This is a genomic window from Streptomyces sp. Q2 (genome assembly GCF_056820935.1).
Genome location: NZ_JBXEJE010000008.1, coordinates 107,754 through 124,295 on the forward strand (window position 1 = coordinate 107,754; position 16,542 = coordinate 124,295).

13 protein-coding genes and 1 pseudogene are annotated in these 16,542 nt (G+C 72.1%); 11 read left to right on the forward strand and 3 right to left on the reverse strand.

The window, feature by feature from the left end; genetic code table 11:
• Positions 1-28 precede the first annotated feature (28 nt).
• Positions 29-2,182: a PP2C family protein-serine/threonine phosphatase gene (locus tag ACWBNA_RS10905; RefSeq protein ID WP_482704076.1), complete on the forward strand. Its 2,154-nt coding sequence runs from the start codon at positions 29-31 to the stop codon at positions 2,180-2,182.
• 415 nt (positions 2,183-2,597) lie between these two features.
• Here the strand turns inward: ACWBNA_RS10905 and ACWBNA_RS10910 are convergent, their stop codons facing one another.
• Positions 2,598-3,977 (reverse strand): S1 family peptidase, encoded by a 1,380-nt coding sequence (locus ACWBNA_RS10910; protein WP_482704077.1) that lies wholly within the window; start codon positions 3,975-3,977, stop codon positions 2,598-2,600.
• A 184-nt stretch (positions 3,978-4,161) separates the two neighbouring features.
• Here ACWBNA_RS10910 and ACWBNA_RS10915 point away from each other — a divergent pair, with 184 nt between their 5' ends.
• From ACWBNA_RS10915 to ACWBNA_RS10935, 5 genes are all read left to right on the forward strand, one after another.
• Entirely contained in the window at positions 4,162-4,575 is a 414-nt protein-coding gene (locus ACWBNA_RS10915) for a PaaI family thioesterase (RefSeq protein ID WP_482704078.1), read from the forward strand.
• A 454-nt stretch (positions 4,576-5,029) separates the two neighbouring features.
• Entirely contained in the window at positions 5,030-5,245 is a 216-nt protein-coding gene (locus ACWBNA_RS10920; protein ID WP_383862922.1) for a type A2 lantipeptide, read from the forward strand.
• 95 nt (positions 5,246-5,340) lie between these two features.
• The gene (locus tag ACWBNA_RS10925) at positions 5,341-6,147 is read left to right on the forward strand and encodes a hypothetical protein (RefSeq protein ID WP_482704079.1); all 807 of its coding nucleotides are present in this window, start codon (positions 5,341-5,343) and stop codon (positions 6,145-6,147) included.
• On the forward strand, positions 6,144-8,366 hold the full coding sequence (locus ACWBNA_RS10930) for an NHLP family bacteriocin export ABC transporter peptidase/permease/ATPase subunit (protein WP_482704080.1): 2,223 nt from the start codon (positions 6,144-6,146) through the stop codon (positions 8,364-8,366). The genes ACWBNA_RS10925 and ACWBNA_RS10930 overlap by 4 nt, the downstream gene beginning before the upstream one ends.
• A 1-nt stretch (position 8,367) precedes the next feature.
• The gene (locus ACWBNA_RS10935; RefSeq protein WP_482704081.1) at positions 8,368-11,181 is read left to right on the forward strand and encodes an NHLP bacteriocin export ABC transporter permease/ATPase subunit; all 2,814 of its coding nucleotides are present in this window, start codon (positions 8,368-8,370) and stop codon (positions 11,179-11,181) included.
• Positions 11,182-11,194: 13 nt separating this feature from the next.
• Here the strand turns inward: ACWBNA_RS10935 and ACWBNA_RS10940 are convergent, their stop codons facing one another.
• A complete protein-coding gene (locus ACWBNA_RS10940) occupies positions 11,195-11,725 on the reverse strand; it encodes an SRPBCC family protein (protein ID WP_482704082.1) in 531 nt (176 codons plus the stop codon).
• A gap of 817 nt (positions 11,726-12,542) precedes the next feature.
• Here ACWBNA_RS10940 and ACWBNA_RS10945 point away from each other — a divergent pair.
• Together ACWBNA_RS10945 and ACWBNA_RS10950 are read left to right on the forward strand one after the other, a co-directional pair.
• Positions 12,543-13,550 carry a Ppx/GppA family phosphatase gene (locus ACWBNA_RS10945; RefSeq protein WP_482704083.1) on the forward strand — a complete coding sequence of 336 codons (1,008 nt, stop codon included), beginning with the start codon at positions 12,543-12,545 and terminating at the stop codon, positions 13,548-13,550.
• Positions 13,551-13,652: 102 nt separating this feature from the next.
• Positions 13,653-13,850: a hypothetical protein gene (locus ACWBNA_RS10950; RefSeq protein WP_482704084.1), complete on the forward strand. Its 198-nt coding sequence runs from the start codon at positions 13,653-13,655 to the stop codon at positions 13,848-13,850.
• A gap of 3 nt (positions 13,851-13,853) precedes the next feature.
• On the opposite strand, the pseudogene ACWBNA_RS10955 reads toward ACWBNA_RS10950, so the two are convergent.
• A pseudogene (locus ACWBNA_RS10955) lies at positions 13,854-14,503 on the reverse strand (flavodoxin family protein).
• 30 nt (positions 14,504-14,533) lie between these two features.
• Here ACWBNA_RS10955 and ACWBNA_RS10960 point away from each other — a divergent pair.
• Genes ACWBNA_RS10960 through ACWBNA_RS10970 form a run of 3 tightly spaced genes read left to right on the forward strand, consistent with a single transcriptional unit; the run spans position 14,534 to position 16,412 of the window.
• Positions 14,534-15,547 carry an iron-containing redox enzyme family protein gene (locus ACWBNA_RS10960; RefSeq protein WP_482704085.1) on the forward strand — a complete coding sequence of 338 codons (1,014 nt, stop codon included), beginning with the start codon at positions 14,534-14,536 and terminating at the stop codon, positions 15,545-15,547.
• A gap of 12 nt (positions 15,548-15,559) precedes the next feature.
• Entirely contained in the window at positions 15,560-16,231 is a 672-nt protein-coding gene (locus tag ACWBNA_RS10965; RefSeq protein ID WP_482704185.1) for a HemK2/MTQ2 family protein methyltransferase, read from the forward strand.
• Positions 16,212-16,412 (forward strand): CDGSH iron-sulfur domain-containing protein, encoded by a 201-nt coding sequence (locus ACWBNA_RS10970; RefSeq protein WP_482704086.1) that lies wholly within the window; start codon positions 16,212-16,214, stop codon positions 16,410-16,412. The genes ACWBNA_RS10965 and ACWBNA_RS10970 overlap by 20 nt, the downstream gene beginning before the upstream one ends.
• Positions 16,413-16,542: the final 130 nt, after the last annotated feature.

The window sequence follows — 16,542 nt, forward strand, 5'->3', positions numbered from 1 at the left end:
GGGACCCGTCCCGCGGCCGGGCGAGGAGGTGGTCGGCGTGTCCGACGGGCAGACGTCCGCGAAGACGCCGGTGACCGCCAGGACCCGCGTCGGCCGCCCCCTGCTGTCGCTGGCTCTGGCGTCGATGATGGACGAGGTGCACGCGCACGCCGGTGCCGTCTACCTGCTGGCGGACGACGCGTCGGTGCTGGAGATGGCGGTGATGGCGGGGCTGCCCCGGGCGTTCGCGGCGCCCTGGGAGCGGGTGGGTCTGAGCGCGCCCATCCCGGTGGCCGAGGCGGTGCGCGAACGACGGCTGGTCTGGGTGGGCGGCGAGGAGGAGATGGCGCGCCGCTATCCACGGATCGCGGTCGTGCTGCCCTATCCCTTCGCGATGGCGGCGGTGCCCGTCGCCACCGAGTCCGCCGAGTACGGTGCGGTCTTCCTGACCTGGCCCGGATCGCATCCGCCGGAGCTGTCCGACCGGGAGCGCGACCATCTCACCGCGGCCTGCGACCGGCTGGCGCTGCGGCTGGAGCGGGCGGTCGAGGAGAGCGTCCCGCTGCACACCGAACCCGATCTGCTCGCCGCGCCGACGGTGGGCGGCGTGGCCGGCACGCTCGGCACGGTGGAGGCGGCGCGGATGGTGGCCCGGCTGCCGTACGGGCTGTGCTCACTGGATCTGCACGGGCGGATCGGCTTCGCCAACGCGGCCGCAGCCGAGCTGATGGGGGTGGCCGTGAGCGAGTTGCTCGGCTCCCAGCTGTGGGCGGCGGTTCCCTGGCTCAACGACCCGGCGTACGAGGACCGCTACCGGGCCGCGCTGCTCAGCCAGCACACCACGTCGTTCGTGGCGATGCGCCCGCCCGGCGACTGGCTCTCCTTCCGCCTGTATCCGAGCACGACCGGGCTGAGCGTGCGGATCAGCCGGGCGCGGGCGGTGTCGGAGATGCGACGGGCCGGACCGCAGCCCGGTGACGCCCCTTCCCGGCTCGTGACCATCTCCCAGGTGCTGAGTCTGGCCGGGGCGCTCACCGAGGCGGTGAGCGTGCAGGACGTGGTGCAGCTGGTCGCGGACGAGATCGCCCCGGCCGTGGGCGGCCAGGCCCTGGTCGTCCTCGGTTCCCGGGCCGGCCGGCTGCACGTCCTGGGCCACCGCGGCTACCCGGACCCGCACCTCGTGGAGCGCTTCGACGGGCTGCCGCTGACCGAACAGACCCCGGGCACGCACGTCCTGACCAGCGGGGTGCCCGCGTTCTTCGACTCCCGGGAGCAGTTGGAGCGGCTGTATCCGGCGCAGCACCCGACACCCGACGGCTTCGCGTCCTGGGCGTATCTGCCGCTGATCGCCTCCGGCCGCCCGGTGGGCACCTGCGTGCTCGCCTACGCCGAACCGCACCCCTTCCCCGCGGACGAGCGGGCGGTGCTGACGAGCCTGGGCAGCCTGATCGCCCAGGCCCTGGAGCGGGCGGTGCTCTACGACGCCAAGCACCAGCTGGCGCACGGCCTGCAGGAAGCCCTGCTGCCGCACTCGCTGCCGGTGCTGTCGGGTATCGAGGCGGCCGCGCGCTATCTGCCGGCCACCCAGGGCATGGAGATCGGCGGCGACTTCTACGACCTGGTGCCGATGCGGGGGCCGGCGGCGGCGGTCATCGGGGACGTGCAGGGGCACAACGTGACCGCGGCCGGGCTGATGGGGCAGATCCGTACCGCCGTCCGCGCGTACACGACCGTCGGGCAGCCGCCCGGGGAGGTCATGCGCAGCACCAACCGGCTGCTGATCGACCTCGGTTCGGACCTCTTCGCGAGCTGTCTGTATCTGCGGCTCGATCCGGACCGGGGGCGGGCCGTGATGGCGCGGGCGGGGCATCCGCCACCCCTGCTGCGCCGGCCCGACGGGCGGGTGCGGGTGCTGGACCTGGCCGGCGGTCCGCTGCTGGGCATCGCCGACTCGGCCACGTATCCGACGACGGAGGTGGACCTCGCTCCCGGCTCCGTGCTCGTCCTCTACACCGACGGGTTGATCGAGTCGCCCGGCGTCGACATCGAGGACGCGCTCGCCGCGCTCGGTCGGCAGCTGGCCGAGGCCGGGGACCTGCCCCTGGACGAGCTGGCCGACGAACTCGTCCGGCACAGCCTGGTCACGCGGGAGCGGATCGACGACGTGGCGCTGCTGCTGCTGAGGGCGCGGGCCGGGGGCTGACGACGCGGTCGCATCGGCCTGAGCGATCCGGTGACCGGTCTCTCGAGCCGAGCGCGCGGCTCCTCCACGGTGCCGTCGTCGAGGAGGAGCTCGTCGGCCTCACCGGTGACAACACGCGCGTCAGAAGCGCCGGTTCGGCCGCCGTCTCGGCGCGGTCGCGGCCCAGCCGGGCCAGGGACTTGGCCGGCCCCTGCCCGGCCGGCGCCTCCCCGCGCGGCTCACTCATCCGCTGCCGGGGGCGGCCAGGACATGGAGGATCGCGATGCGCAGGTCGTCCGCGTCCATCTCGTCGTAGGGCGCGGGGCCGCAGGGACACAACGGACCGGCCCGGCCCTCCCGCCGGGGGGCCGGACCGGTCCGTGTCGTTCCGCGTCGAGAGCGGCTCAGTGGGGGCGAACCGCTCTCGACGCGGAGATCAGTGGGTCTCGGTCAGGCCGGAGCCGTCCTCGGCGCCCGTCCCGGTCTCCTCACCGGCACCGGCTTCCTCACCGCCGACCTCTTCACCCGCGCCGGCCTCCTCGCCGGCGCCGGCCTCTTCACCCGCGCCGGCTTCCTCACCGGCTCCGGCTTCCTCGCCGCCGACTTCACCGGCCCCGGCCTCCTCGCCAGCCCCGGCCTCTTCACCGGCTCCGGCCTCTTCGCCCGCGCCGGCTTCCCCGCCGCCCGCGGCGTCGCCCGCGCCGAGGGTCGCGCCGACCGCCGCCAGTGCGGTGGTGACCGGCTGGAAGAAGGTCTCGCCGCCGACCGTGCAGTCACCGCTGCCGCCCGAGGTCAGGCCGATCGCGAGGCCGTCCTGGGTGAACAGCGAGCCGCCGCTGTCGCCGGGTTCGGCGCACACGTTCGTCTGGATCAGCCCGGTGACGGTGCCCTCCGGGTAGTTCACGGTGGCGTCGAGTCCGAGGACCTGGCCGTCGTTCAGCCCGGTGGTGCTGCCCATCCGGGCCACCTCGAGGCCGACCGTGGCCTCCGCGGCCTGGGAGATCGCGACGGTCTGACCGCCGCCGACGTTGACGTCGCTGGGCGCCTCGGTCGCGGGGTCGTCGTACTTGACGAGCGCGAAGTCGCCGTCGCCCGGGAAGGTCGCCTGGTCGACGGTGGCGATCGGCTCGCCGTCCTGCGTGTCGGACCACGCGGCCTCCGCGACCCCGCAGTGACCGGCGGTCAGGAAGGCGGGGCTGCCGTCGCCCGCGGTGACGTTGAAGCCGGCCGAGCAGCGTGCGCCGCCTCCGAAGATGGCGTCGCCGCCGGAGAGGAACGTCTTGAAGGTGCCGGCCGACTTCTTGATGGTGGCCATGCCGGAGCCGAGGCTGTCGACGGTCGACTCCAGGGTGTCCCACTTGGCGCCGGTGACCGTGCTGTCGGCGGTGACCAGGATCTTGTTGGTCCTGGGGTCCACGGCCCACGCGGTGCCCGGGATGGTCGCCTCGGTCTTGAGGGTCTGGGCGCCGGCCTCGAGTTCGCGGATGCTGTTCTCGACCTCGCGGACCTTCGCGCCCGCCTTCTCCGCCTGGACGATCACGTTGTTGTTGTCGCCCGGGATGACGTTGACGACCAGTTGCTGACTGTCGGAGTCGTAGTAGGAACCGGCGAACGCGTCACCGAGCAGCCCGGCCAGTTGCGAGGCGAGATCCGAGGCATCCCCCGCCTTGAGGGTTCTGGGCGCGGCGGCGGTGTCGTTCGACGAGCCGTCCTGGGAGGCGTTGGCGTTGGGCAAGAGGATCGCCGCCGCTCCGAGCGCGACCACACTGCCCGCCGCTATCGCGACCTTGCGCTTCGGAATTCGCTTGTGACTCAAACTTCTCGACCTCCTGAGGGACCGGAGTCTGCTGCCTGTCCGGCAGTTGTTAAGGGCGCCTGGATGGCAGTGGGTACGCACGGTGCGCACGGGGCGTTCAATTCCGTTTCCGTGCGCCCCGCGCGAAACACCGAATCGGCCACGGCCCGCACCCGGCGGCCCGGCGCCGGGAACAATCCCCCATATGACGATGACCACCGCCGAAGCCGACAAGATCCTCACCGACAACTTCGCCCCTTGGGTTCTCGAACTGGGCCTGCGGGTCGAGGCCTTGGGAGACGACCGGGCGACCCTGCGTCTTCCCTGGTCGGACCGCCTGTCCCGGGAGGGCGGCGGGCTGTCCGGGCAGGCCCTGATGGCCGCCGCCGACACGGCGACCGTGATCGCGTTGTCGTCCGCCCGGGGCGCCTACGGACCGATGACGACGGTGCAGCAGTCCACGTCCTTCCAGCGGGCGGTGACCGGTTCGGATGTCCTGATCGAAGCGGTCGTCACCAAGCTCGGCCGCCGCACGGCGTTCGCCGACATCACGATGACCGACGAGGAGTCCGGTCGGATCGCGGCGCGGGCGAGCACGGTCTACGCACTGCTGGGCTGACACGTTCGGCAACTGGTCGGCAACGGTCGGTTGTGAACACCGGGCCGAATCCTTGCTTCAGGGAATCTGCACATCGAATGCCCAACGAGGTCACCGCGCGCGAAGGATCTGCACAAGTCGAGGTGCCCCTCACGTCATTGGCGCGGAGTGTCGGATTCGCGGCGGCGAGGGCAAGGGCCCGTACTGGCACATCGGCGTGCCAGGTGTGAAGAAGTCGCCACCAAGTAGTGCGCAATCCTGCACCGTCGGGTACTCATGAGGCACAAATGCCCTGGTGGGACAGGTGGTTGATTGGAAGCCCGGACCCGCTGCGTGCTTTGATCCATCGCACCGCAGGGGCCGCCAAGGGCTTTCCGGAAACGGGTGTCCGGCGCCTGCGGTCGCGGCCGTCCGTCTGTCCCCCAGAGGGGGCCGCTCCCCCCTTGTGAATACCCATATGAAGGGAAGTTCCATCATGAACTCCACCCCCCAGGTTGCGACCGTCGAGATCTCCGACGCCGAGCTCGACAACGTCTCCGGCGGTCTGTCCGTGAACGCTCTGGGCACCGTCACCGGCCTGGTGGACGGCATTGCCCCGGTTTCCGGCCTGGTCAACACGGCCGTCGGCACCGTCGAGGGTGCGACCGGCCTGAACACCGCCCCGGTCACCAGCCTGGTCGCCGGTATCTGATCGCACTTTCGTGATCTTCGAGTCCCGGAGCCGGATCCCGGCTCCGGGATTCTCGGGTGCCGTAAAAGATCTCTCCCACAGGTGAGGGAAGTTCCGTGCAGTTCCGCCAACAGGCCCTCGCCAAGCTCCAGTCGCCGGAGGAGCTCGACCTCCCGGTGCGTTTCGCCCGCCCCCAGGGCTGGCTCGTCCTGTCCGTGACCGTGGTCGTGATGGCCGCCGCGTCCGTGTGGGCGGTGACCGGCTCGGTGGCCTCCACGGTCGGCGCGCCCGCGATCCTCACCCACGGCGAGGGCAGCTACATCCTGCAGAGCCCGGTCGCGGGGCAGGTCACCGCGGTCGTCGCCGACGAGGGCGCCAGGCTGCCCGCCAACTCCCCCGTGCTGAAGGTCCGTACGGCCGAGGGTGACACCGTCGTCCGTACCGTCGCCGCGGGCCGGATCACCGCGCTCGCCGCCACCATCGGCCAGATCATCCAGACCGGCGCGAACGTCGCCGCCGTCGAGAAGGTCGCCCGTGCCACGGACCCGCTGTACGCGACGGTGTACGTCCCCGCCGAGAACGCCGCCTCCATCCCCGAGAACGCCGCCGTGGACCTGACCGTGCAGTCGGTGCCCACGCAGGAGTACGGCGTGCTGCGCGGCCATGTGAAGTCGGTGGACCGCTCCGCCCAGTCGGCGCAGCAGATCTCCGCGTTCCTCGGGGACAGCCAGTTCGGCGAGCAGTTCACCAAGGACGGCCGGCCGGTGGCCGTGCTGGTCAGGCTGGACAAGTCGGCCGGCACGAAGAGCGGTTACCGCTGGTCCTCGGCTGATGGTCCGCCGTTCTCCCTCACCTCCATGACCATGGCCGACGCTTCGATCCGGCTGGCGGACCAGCGTCCCGTCGATTGGCTGCTGCCGTGAGCGCCGCCCAGGACACCAGAAGCAGGCGCCGGGCCGCCCCGCCCAAGCGACCGGTCCCCAAGGGCAGGGTCAAGACGGTCCGTACGCCCACCGTGCTCCAGATGGAGGCCGTCGAGTGCGGCGCCGCCTCCCTGGCGATGGTGCTCGGCCACTACGGCAGGCACGTGCCGCTGGAGGAGCTGCGCATCGCCTGCGGTGTCTCCCGGGACGGCTCGCGGGCCAGCAACCTGCTGAAGGCGGCCCGCAGTTACGGACTGACCGCCAAGGGCATGCAGATGGACACGGCCGCCCTCGCCGAGGTGCGGACGCCGGCCGTGCTGTTCTGGGAGTTCAACCACTACGTCGTCTACGACGGCATGGGCCGCCGCTTCGGCCGTCGCGGGGTGTACATCAACGACCCCGGCAAGGGCCGCCGCTTCGTACCGATGGAGGACTTCGACGGCAGCTTCACCGGCGTCGTCCTGGTCATGGAGCCCGGCGAGGGCTTCACCAAGGGCGGGCGCAAGCCGGGCGTGCTGGGCGCGATGCCGGCCCGGCTGCGCGGCACCGCGGGCACCATGCCGGCCGCGGTGCTGGCGAGCCTGCTGCTGGTGGTGGTCGGCGCCACGGTGCCCGCGCTGAGCCGGCAGTACATCGACATGTTCCTGATCGGCGGTCAGACGTCCCTGCTGGGCGTGCTGTTCGCGGCGATGGGCGCGTCCGTGCTGCTCACCCTCGTGCTGACCTGGCTGCAGCAGGCGAACCTGCTGCACGGCCGCATCATCTCCTCCACCCTCTCCAGCGCCCGCTTCCTGCGCCATCTGCTGCGGCTGCCGGTCACCTTCTTCTCCCAGCGCAGCCCGGCCGACCTGGTGCAGCGCCTCCAGTCCAACGACCAGGTGGCCGAGACGCTGGCCCGCGACCTCGCGGCGGCGGGCGTGGACGCCGTGGTCGTCGTCCTGTACGCGGTGCTGCTGTACACGTACGACCCCCAGCTCACCTACGTCGGCATCGGCGTGGCCCTGCTGAACGTGGTGGCGATGCGGGTGGTGATCCGGCTGCGTGCCACCCGTACGGCGAAGCTGCGCGCCGACAGCGCCCGGCTCACCAACACGGCGTACACCGGCCTGCAGTTGATCGAGACGATGAAGGCGACCGGTGGTGAGGACGGCTACTTCCGCAAGTGGGCCGGGCAGCACGCCACCACGCTGGAGGAGCAGCAGCGGCTCGGTGTGCCGAGCGCCTGGCTGGGCGTGGTCGCGCCGACGCTGGCGTCGCTGAACAGCGCGCTGATCCTGTGGATCGGCGGCATGCGGGCGGTGGAGGGCGGGATCTCGGTCGGTCTGCTGGTCGCCTTCCAGGCGCTGGTGACCCGCTTCACCGCCCCGATCACCCGCCTCAACGGCGTCGCGGGCCGTATCCAGGACTTCGCGGCCGACGTGGCACGGCTCAAGGACGTGGAGAACTTCCAGGCCGACCCGCTCTACGGCCGTCCCGGCGCCGGTGAGTCGACGCGTCGTCTGCAGGGCCACGTGGAGCTGCAGAACATCTCCTTCGGCTACAACCCGCTCGACAAGCCCCTGCTCTCCGGCTTCGACCTGACCGTCGGCCCCGGCCAGCAGGTCGCGCTGGTCGGCGGCTCCGGCAGCGGCAAGTCCACGGTGTCCCGGCTGATCTCGGGCCTGTACGCGCCCTGGGAGGGCGTGATCCGTATCGACGGGCAGCGCATCGACGACATTCCACGCGGCGCCCTCGCCGCCTCCGTCTCCTTCGTCGACCAGGACGTGTTCCTCTTCGAGGGCTCGGTCCGCGACAACGTGGCGCTGTGGGATCCCTCGATCCCCGACGAGGCCGTGGTGGACGCGCTGCGCGACGTCGCCCTCCACGACGTGGTGATGCGCCGTCCGGGCGGCATCCACAGCAAGGTCGAGCAGGACGGCCGCAACTTCTCCGGCGGGCAGCGCCAGCGTCTGGAGATCGCCCGGGCCTTGGTGCGCAGGCCCAGCATCCTGGTCCTCGACGAGGTGACGAGCGCGCTGGACGCGGAGACCGAGCTGACCGTGATGGACAACCTGCGCAAGCGCGGCTGTGCCTGTGTGGTGATCGCACACAGGCTCAGCACCGTGCGCGACAGCGACGAGATCGTCGTACTCCAGCACGGCACGATCGTGGAGCGCGGGCGGCACGAGGAGCTGGTGGTGCGCGGGGGCGCGTACGCCGAGCTGGTCAGGGAGCGGTGAGATGACGACCGCACACGAGCCGGACCTCGTGCTGGGCGCGCTCGGGTCCATGGGCACGCCGATCGACTGCACCGGCCTGAGCCGCATCGACCTGGAGGGGCCGCAGGTGCTGTGGCTGGTCGCGGCGGGTGCCGTGGACCTGTTCGCGGTGGACGCCGAGGCGCAGGGCCACTGGCATCACCTGGGCCGGCTGGAGGCGGGTTCGCTGCTGCTCGGCCCGGTCCCGGGGCCCCACCACACGCTGGTCGCCCGCCCCCTCAGGGACTGCGTGGTGCACCGCATCAACCTGCGGGAGCTGTACCAGCCGGCGGACACCCAGACGTGGTCCTACGACGAGTACGGCAACCCCCAGTACGTGCCGCCGACGACGAGCCCGCTGGAGTACGCCCTCGCCCTGGGCGTCGGCCGCAGTCTGTCCATCCTCTTCCAGGCGCCGATGGCCACGGAGCGGGCCGCCGCGCCCACCGACGACGACGTCTTCTGGATGCAGGTGCCGCCGGGCAGTGTGCAGTACGGCTCGCTGTACGGCGCGGAGGCGGCGGCCGACCTGCTGATGGACCCGGCCGTGTGGCAGAGCATGGTCGACCAGGAGTACCGGCTGCTGACCACGCTGGACCGGTGGATCGAACAGCTGGAGCAGACGCACGAGACGCGGACGGCCGCTGGTATCAGGGCCGGTGAGGCGGTTCGCGCCCAGGCCGACCGGACGCTGCTGGCGTCCATCGGCAAGTCGTCCAAGCGTGCGACGGCCGCCGACGCGGACGCCAGTTACGCGGCGTGCAAGCTGGTCGCCCAGGCCGCCGGGATCCCGCTCGCCGAGCCCGCGCAGTCGGGCACCGAGAGCGACCGTCTCGACCCGGTCGAGCAGATCGCCCTCGCTTCCCGGGTGCGCATCCGGTCGGTACGCCTCGACGGCCGCTGGTGGCGGGACGACGTCGGCCCGCTGGTGGGCCACCGGGCCCTGTCCGGAGCGCCGGTCGCGCTGCTGTGGCGGCGCGGCGGCTATGTGTCCGTGCACCCGGCGACCGGCCGTGAGACGCCGATCGAGAAGGCCAACGCGGAGGAGTTCGAGCCGCGCGCGGTGATGTTCTACCGCCCGCTGCCCGACCGGCCTCTCACTCCGCTCGGGCTGCTCCGCTTCAGCATGCGCGGCACCGGCGGTGACCTGACGAACCTGCTGACCAGCGGTCTGGTGACGGTCGCCATCGGGGCGCTGGTGCCGATCGCGACCGGCAAGGTGCTCGGCGAGTTCGTGCCGAGGGCGCAGACCGGCCTGATCGTGCAGTTCTGTCTGGCCGTGATGATCAGCAGCGTGGTGGCGGCGGCCTTCATGCTGATGCAGAACCTGACCATGCTCCGCCTGGAGGGCCGTATCGAGTCGACTCTCCAGCCGGCGGTGTGGGACCGGCTGCTCCGGCTGCCGACCAAGTTCTTCACCGAACGCTCGACCGGCGAGCTGGCGAGCGCGGCGATGGGCATCAGCGCGATCCGCCGGATGATGGCGGGCATCGGCCCGGTGATCGCCCAGTCGGTGACCGTGGGTGCGATGAACCTGGGCCTGCTGTTCTGGTACAGCGCCTCCATGGCGATGGCGGCGATCGCCATGCTGGTCGTCATCGCCGCCGTGTTCCTGGGCCTCGGTCTGTGGCAGGTGCGCTGGCAGCGGCGGCTGGTGGTGCTCGGCAACAAGCTGAACAACCAGGCGTTCCAGACCCTGCGCGGTCTGCCGAAGCTGAGGGTCGCGGCGGCCGAGAACTACGCCTACGCGGCCTGGGCGTCACAGTTCGCGCGCAGCCGCGAGCTGCAGCAGAAGGTCGGCCGCATCAAGAACCTCACCGCGGTGATGGGCGCGGTCTACCTGCCGCTGTGCACCCTGGTGATGTTCATGCTGCTGGCGGGTCCGGCGCGCGGGGCGATGTCGGCGGCCGCGTTCCTCACCTTCAACACCTCGGTGACGATGCTGCTGACGGCCGTCACCCAGCTGACCGGCTCCTTCGTCTCGGTGGTGGCCGCGCTGCCGCTGTTCGAGGAGATCAAGCCGGTGCTCGATGCCTCGCCGGAGGTGCGCGCGGCCAGCACCCGCCCCGGCCCGCTGTCCGGCGGGATCGAGGCCCGCCGGCTCTCCTTCCGGTACTCGGACGACGGTCCCCTGGTCCTCGACGACGTGTCGTTCGACGTACGGCCGGGCGAGTTCGTGGCGATCGTCGGTCCGAGCGGTTGCGGCAAGTCGACCCTGCTCAGGCTGCTGATCGGCTTCGACCGGCCGGTCTCGGGCAGTGTGCTGTACGACGGTCAGGACCTGGCCGCCCTCGACCAGTCCGCCGTCCGCCGGCAGTGCGGGGTGGTGCTGCAGCACGCGCAGCCGTTCACCGGCTCCATCCTGGACGTCATCTGCGGCACCGAGCCCTACACGCCGGAGGAGGCCCTCGCCGCGGCCGCGATGGCGGGGCTCGCCGAGGACATCGAGCGGATGCCGATGGGCCTGCACACGATCGTCTCGGGCAGCGGCGCCATCTCCGGCGGGCAGCGGCAACGGCTCATGATCGCCCAGGCGTTGATCCGCCGTCCGCGCATCCTCTTCTTCGACGAGGCGACCAGCGCCCTCGACAACGAGACGCAGCGCACCGTCATCGAGAGCACCAAGGCCCTGAACGCCACCCGGATCGTCATCGCGCACCGCCTGTCGACCGTGCTGGACGCGGACCGTGTGATCGTCATGGAGGACGGCAAGGTGGCCCAGCAGGGCCCGCCCGCGCAGCTCCTCGCGGACACGGGCGGCCGGCTGCACGAGCTGGTGCGGCGGCAGATGACGTGAGCGGTTCGGGAGGTCAGGCGTCGAGGCCGGGGACGGGTGCCCCGGAGGGGACGCCGGCCCGGACGTACCCGTCGTAGAACTCCTTCCAGGGCGCGTCGGCCCCGGCATGCGGTCCGTCGGCCTTCTCGCCTCGGGTCCTCTTGTCCAGTGCGGCCAGACACACCTCCCAGCCGGCGGCGTTGCGGGCGGCGGTGTCCTCGGCGGCCAGGACGTTGGTCAGCGTGAAGCGGGTACGGCGGTCCTGCACCGGCTCCAGGCCGAAGTGCAGTTCGTCGCCGCCCCACGCGAAGGACAGGTGCCGGGGCGGATCCACGGCGATCACCCGGCCCGTCGAGTCCTTGAGGTTCGGGTCGCCGCTGAACGTGATCGTGCCGCCGGGGCGCGGTTCGATCTCGGCGCGGGAGGGGAACCAGTGGGCGAGTTCCCCGGCGTCGGTGACGAACCGCCAGACGCGGTCGACGGGTTGGCCGTAGACGCGACTGAAGCGGACGGCCGGGCGGCCGTCGTCCAGGGTCAGGAAGGTGCCGGTGAGATCGGCGGACATGGTGCATCAGTCCTTCGGTGAGGGGCTCTGAGGGCGGCTCGGACCGCACTCCCCCACGATCTCGTCGACTGACCGCGGCCGCTCGGGGAGCAGCGCGCCACGCCGGTCCGCGGCGCTCTATCGAAACTTTGCCGTTTCGCTGAAAGTGGTCTGCCCTCGCCGCCGCGCCGCGGCACCGCGACCATCCCGGCACCGTCAGGGCCGACCGTGAAGGCAGGCCGGCAACCGATGGCCGCAGGTGCGACTGCACGGCCTCAACCGCTCGCCGGCGACGCGATAGGCCCGACGCCACGACCATCCCGGCACCGTCAGGGCCGACCGTGAAGGCAGGCCGGCAACCGATGGCCGCAGGTGCGACTGCACGGCCTCAACCGCTCGCCGTCGACGCGATAGGCCCGACGCCACGACCATCCCGGCACCGTCGCGGCCGACCGTGAAGGCAGGCCGGCAACCGATGGCCGCAGGTGCGACTGCACGGCCTCAAACCCGCTCGCCGTCGACGCCGGTAGGCCTGCCGCCCGTCTTCGGGCGGAGCGTGCGCGGCGGACTCGGCGCCGCGCGGGGCTTCGCGGCCTGTTCCGGCGGCGGGGCTCGTGCGGGCGTGGGGTGCCGGACGGGTCGTTCGCCGCACCGGTCGCCCTCACCGGGCACATCGCGGTCGGCGGAGGCGATAGCGGACGCGGGCGCGCCTGGCCGTGCGCGCCCTTGGCAGGCCCGCCCTGCCGTACCGGTATGCGGTGCCGAGCCGGTGGCCGCGGCTGCGGCCGTCCGCACGTGGTCCACGTTGGACGACCCCGCGAGCGGGTACTCACGGGCCATGCGAATCAGCGTGGTTGACGTGGGATCGAACACGGTCAGACTGGTCGTCGCGGACGCGGAGGGCGGGGTGCCGTTGCCGGTCCACACCGCCAAGTGGCGCTTGAGACTGTCCGAGCACGTGAAACCCGGCGGCCCGGTGCCGGAGGAGGCGGTCGAACGGCTGGTCGATGCGGTCGCCGAGGCGAGCAGAACCGCGACCCGGTGGGGTGCGGCGGAGCCGTTGGCCTTCGCGACCGCGGTGGTGCGCAGCGCCCAGAACCGGCAGGAGGTGCTGCGTACGGTACGGGCCCGGACGGGAGTCGGGCTGTGCACCCTCCCGGGCGAGGTGGAGGCCGAGCTCACGTTCCTCGGGGCACGGCGCTGGATGGGCTGGCGGTCAGGACCGCTCGCCCTGCTGGACATCGGCGGCGGCTCGCTCGAAGTGGCGTTCGGCCGCGGCCGGTTACCGGACTTCGTGGCCTCACTGCCGCTCGGCGCGAGCCGGCTGACCCACGAGCACTTCGAGGGCCAGGACCCGCCGTCGCCGGAGCTGGTGCGGGCGCTGCGCCGCAAGGTCCGGCACCAGTTGCGGGACGTGGCGGCCAGGATCCGCTGGGAGGGACCGCACACCGCGGTGGCCACCTCGCGCACCTTCCAGCAGCTGGGCCGGCTGTGCGGGGCCCCGCCCGGACGGTACGGCCCGTTCGAGGAACGCCGGCTGCACCGGGCGGACCTGCGGGACGCGGTCGACCGGCTGGCCGTCCTGCCCGCCGCCCAACGTGCCCTGCTGCCCGGCATCTCCGCCCCCCGAGCGATGCAGAGCCTGGCCGGCGCGGTGGTCGGGCACACGGCGATGAAGCTGACCGGGATCACGACGCTCACGCTCTGCCCGTGGGCGATCCGCGAAGGCGTGCTGCTGCGTCACATCGAGGACGGTGCGTCCTGGTGGGCGGGGATCGTCCGTCGCAACGAGGAGACCGCTCCCCCGGATCCGGTACCGCTGCGTATAGCGACGGCGGCCAACTGAACCGAGGAAGCCGAGCAAGCCCGAAGAGCCGGAGCAAGCCCGAGAGACCTGGGCAAGCCCGAGAACCAGAGCGAACCCGAGAACCGGAAGAAGGAGTCAGCCGTGTCCGACGCCAAGAAGAACGACAGGAGCGACGGCCGGACCGATGAGCCGGGGACCGCGCTCGAAGAGGTCCTGAGTGAGATCGAGGACGCCGAGACGCGTACCCGGGACACCGCCGAGCAGCGGCGGCACCGGGGTGAGGCCTCCGAGGCCATCACCCCGAACGCCCGCGCCCAGGAGGAGTCCGAGGGCGACTGACTCCTACCCTGGCGGCGCGCCCACGGGGTGCGCCGCCAGGGCGCTCGCCACGCCGTACAGGTTGGCCGCCATGGCCCGGCCCGTCCGGTGCGACCAGTCGCGGCCCCGCTCGTCGTCGAGGTGGTCGGGGCGAGGCCCGGCCCGAGGTGCCAGTAGGTCCACGCCCGGCCGGGGATGGTGTAGTCGATGTCGGCGAGCGCGCCGGAGATCTCACTGATGACGTGGTGGGCGCCGTCCTCGTTGCCGGTGACGACCACGCCCGCGACCCGGTTGTAGGCGACGGACCTGCCTTCGTCGTCGGTCTCGGACATGAGCGCGTCCGTCCGCTCCAGGACCCGCTGGGCGGCTGAGGAGGGCCGGCCGAGCCAGGTCGGCGATGCCATGACCAGGATCTCGGCGTCCAGCAGCTTGTCGTGGACGCGCGGCCAGTCGTCGCCCTCACTGACGGGCTCGATGGTCACGCCGGGCTCGATGGCCAGGTCGACGGCTCGGACCACCTCGACGTCCACACCGTCCTTGGCGAGCCGCTCGGCGACGACGCCCGCCAGTGCCTCGGTGTGGGAGGGGTCCGGCGACTTCTTGAGCGTGCAGTTGATCACGAGTGCCTTCGTTGGGCTCGGGGTGCCCCTCGGGGCGGCTCCACGCCGGTGGATGGCCGAGCACGGCCGGGGTACCCGGGGCTCATGCCACACGAGAGTCACGAACCACGGCTGCCCCCCGCCCGGGGGCCGGTCTCGGAGGCCGTCGCGGAGTACCTGCGGGACGCCGGACCACTGCCGGACCACGAGGAGGTGGCGGGCGCGCCCGTGTACGGCGACGACCTCCAGCTCGCCCTGTACCTCTGCTACGAGCTGCACTACCGCGGGTTCGCGGGCGTCGCCCCGGACCGCGAGTGGGACCCGGACCTGCTGCGTACCCGCGCCGCGCTGGAGCACCGCTTCCTGGCCGCGCTGCGCGCCGACACCGCCGTACACGACAGCGTGGACGACGCGCTCGCGGAACTCCTGGTCGAACCCCTCGACGGGACGGGCGTCAGTCACTACCTGCACAAGGAGGGCGAGCTGTGGCAGCTGCGCGAGTACGCCGCGCAGCGCTCGCTGTACCACCTCAAGGAGGCCGATCCGCACGCCTGGGTGCTGCCGCGGCTGTGGGGCCGGGCCAAGGCGGGGATGGCGGCGGTGGAGTTCGACGAGTACGGCGGCGGCCGCCCCGACCGGGTGCACGCGCGGCTGTTCGCCGACCTGATGACCGACCTGGACCTCGACGCGACGTACGGCCACTACCTCGACGCGGCCTGCGCGGAGATGCTGGCCACGGTGAACCTCATGTCCCTCTTCGGGCTGCACCGATCCCTGCGGGGCGCCCTGGTGGGCCACTTCGCGGCGGTCGAGATCACGTCGTCGCCCGGTTCCCGGCGGCTGGCAGACGCGATGCGGCGCACGGAGGCCGGACCGGCCGCCGAGTTCTTCTACGACGAGCACGTCGAGGCCGACGCCGTGCACGAGCAGGTCGTACGCCATGAGGTCATCGGCGGACTGCTGGCCGAGGAGCCGCGTCTGGCGGCCGACGTGGCCTTCGGGATCGACGCCACGGAACACGTCGAGGGCCGCCTGGCCGCCCGGCTGCTCACCGACTGGCGGGACGGACGATCGTCACTGCGTACACCCCTTGCCGATGAAATTTCCCATATATCCTGATTGCCGGGGTACCTGGGCGGGGTGAATCCATTGGTACTGCCGCTGGTCCTCCCGGGTGTGTACACCCCTCAGGAGGACACCGCCCTGCTGGCCGGGGCCCTGTCCGAAGAACCGCTTCCGCCGGGCGCGGAGGTCCTCGACGTGGGCACCGGCTCCGGTGCGCTGGCGCTGGAGGCCGCGCGCCGCGGCACGCGGGTGACCGCGGTGGACGTGTCGTGGCGGGCGGTGGCCACGGCCCGGCTGAACGCCTGGCGGGCGGGAGTGCCGGTTCGTATCCGGCGCGGGAACCTCTTCGGCCCCGTACGGGGCCAGACCTTCGACCTGATTCTGACCAACCCGCCGTACGTGCCGGCACCCATGATGCGGTTGCCGCGCGGACGGGCCCGGGCGTGGGACGCGGGCCGTGACGGGCGGTTGGTGCTGGACCGGATCTGCCGGGAGGCACCGGGTCTGCTGCGCCCCGGTGGTGTCCTGCTGATCGTGCACTCCGCCCTGAGTGACCCGGGCCGGACGCTGGAGCATCTGCGTGCGGCCGGGCTCAAGGCGTCGGTGACCCGCCGTAGCCGGATCGCGTTCGGTCCGGTGCTGCGGGGGCGGGAGGACTGGCTGCGGGAGCGCGGGCTGCTGCCTCCCGCCGAGAAGCAGGAAGAACTGGTGGTCGTCCGTGCCGAACTCCCCGTCTGACCCGCCGCGCAGGATCACCGTGCGGCGCCGGGAAGGCCCGCTGCTGGTGGAGGGGCCGGTGGAAGTGGAACTGGAGGACGGCTCCACGGTCCGCTCCGACCGCTTCCGGGTGGCTCTGTGCACCTGCCGGCGCAGCCGGCGGTATCCCTGGTGCGACACCAGTCACCGCGACCGGAGCTAGCGCCGGCGCGATCGGCGCCGGAAGCGAAGAGGCAGGAAGAGAATGACCCGAGGGGTCGGCGGGCGGCCCCACTCCGCCCACCGACCCCCGGTGCGGGATCACAGGTCTCCGCGAAAGCGGCGCGCACTCC

Bases quoted from the DNA above. Each gene is read 5' to 3' on its own strand.
- ACWBNA_RS10915 (WP_482704078.1), top strand. From the start codon at position 4,162: ATGACGATGACCACCGCCGAAGCCGACAAGATCCTCACCGACAACTTC.
- ACWBNA_RS10920 (WP_383862922.1), top strand. From the start codon at position 5,030: ATGAACTCCACCCCCCAGGTTGCGACCGTCGAGATCTCCGACGCCGAG.
- ACWBNA_RS10935 (WP_482704081.1), top strand. From the start codon at position 8,368: ATGACGACCGCACACGAGCCGGACCTCGTGCTGGGCGCGCTCGGGTCC.
- ACWBNA_RS10940 (WP_482704082.1), bottom strand. From the start codon at position 11,725: ATGTCCGCCGATCTCACCGGCACCTTCCTGACCCTGGACGACGGCCGC.
- ACWBNA_RS10945 (WP_482704083.1), top strand. From the start codon at position 12,543: ATGCGAATCAGCGTGGTTGACGTGGGATCGAACACGGTCAGACTGGTC.
- ACWBNA_RS10960 (WP_482704085.1), top strand. From the start codon at position 14,534: ATGCCACACGAGAGTCACGAACCACGGCTGCCCCCCGCCCGGGGGCCG.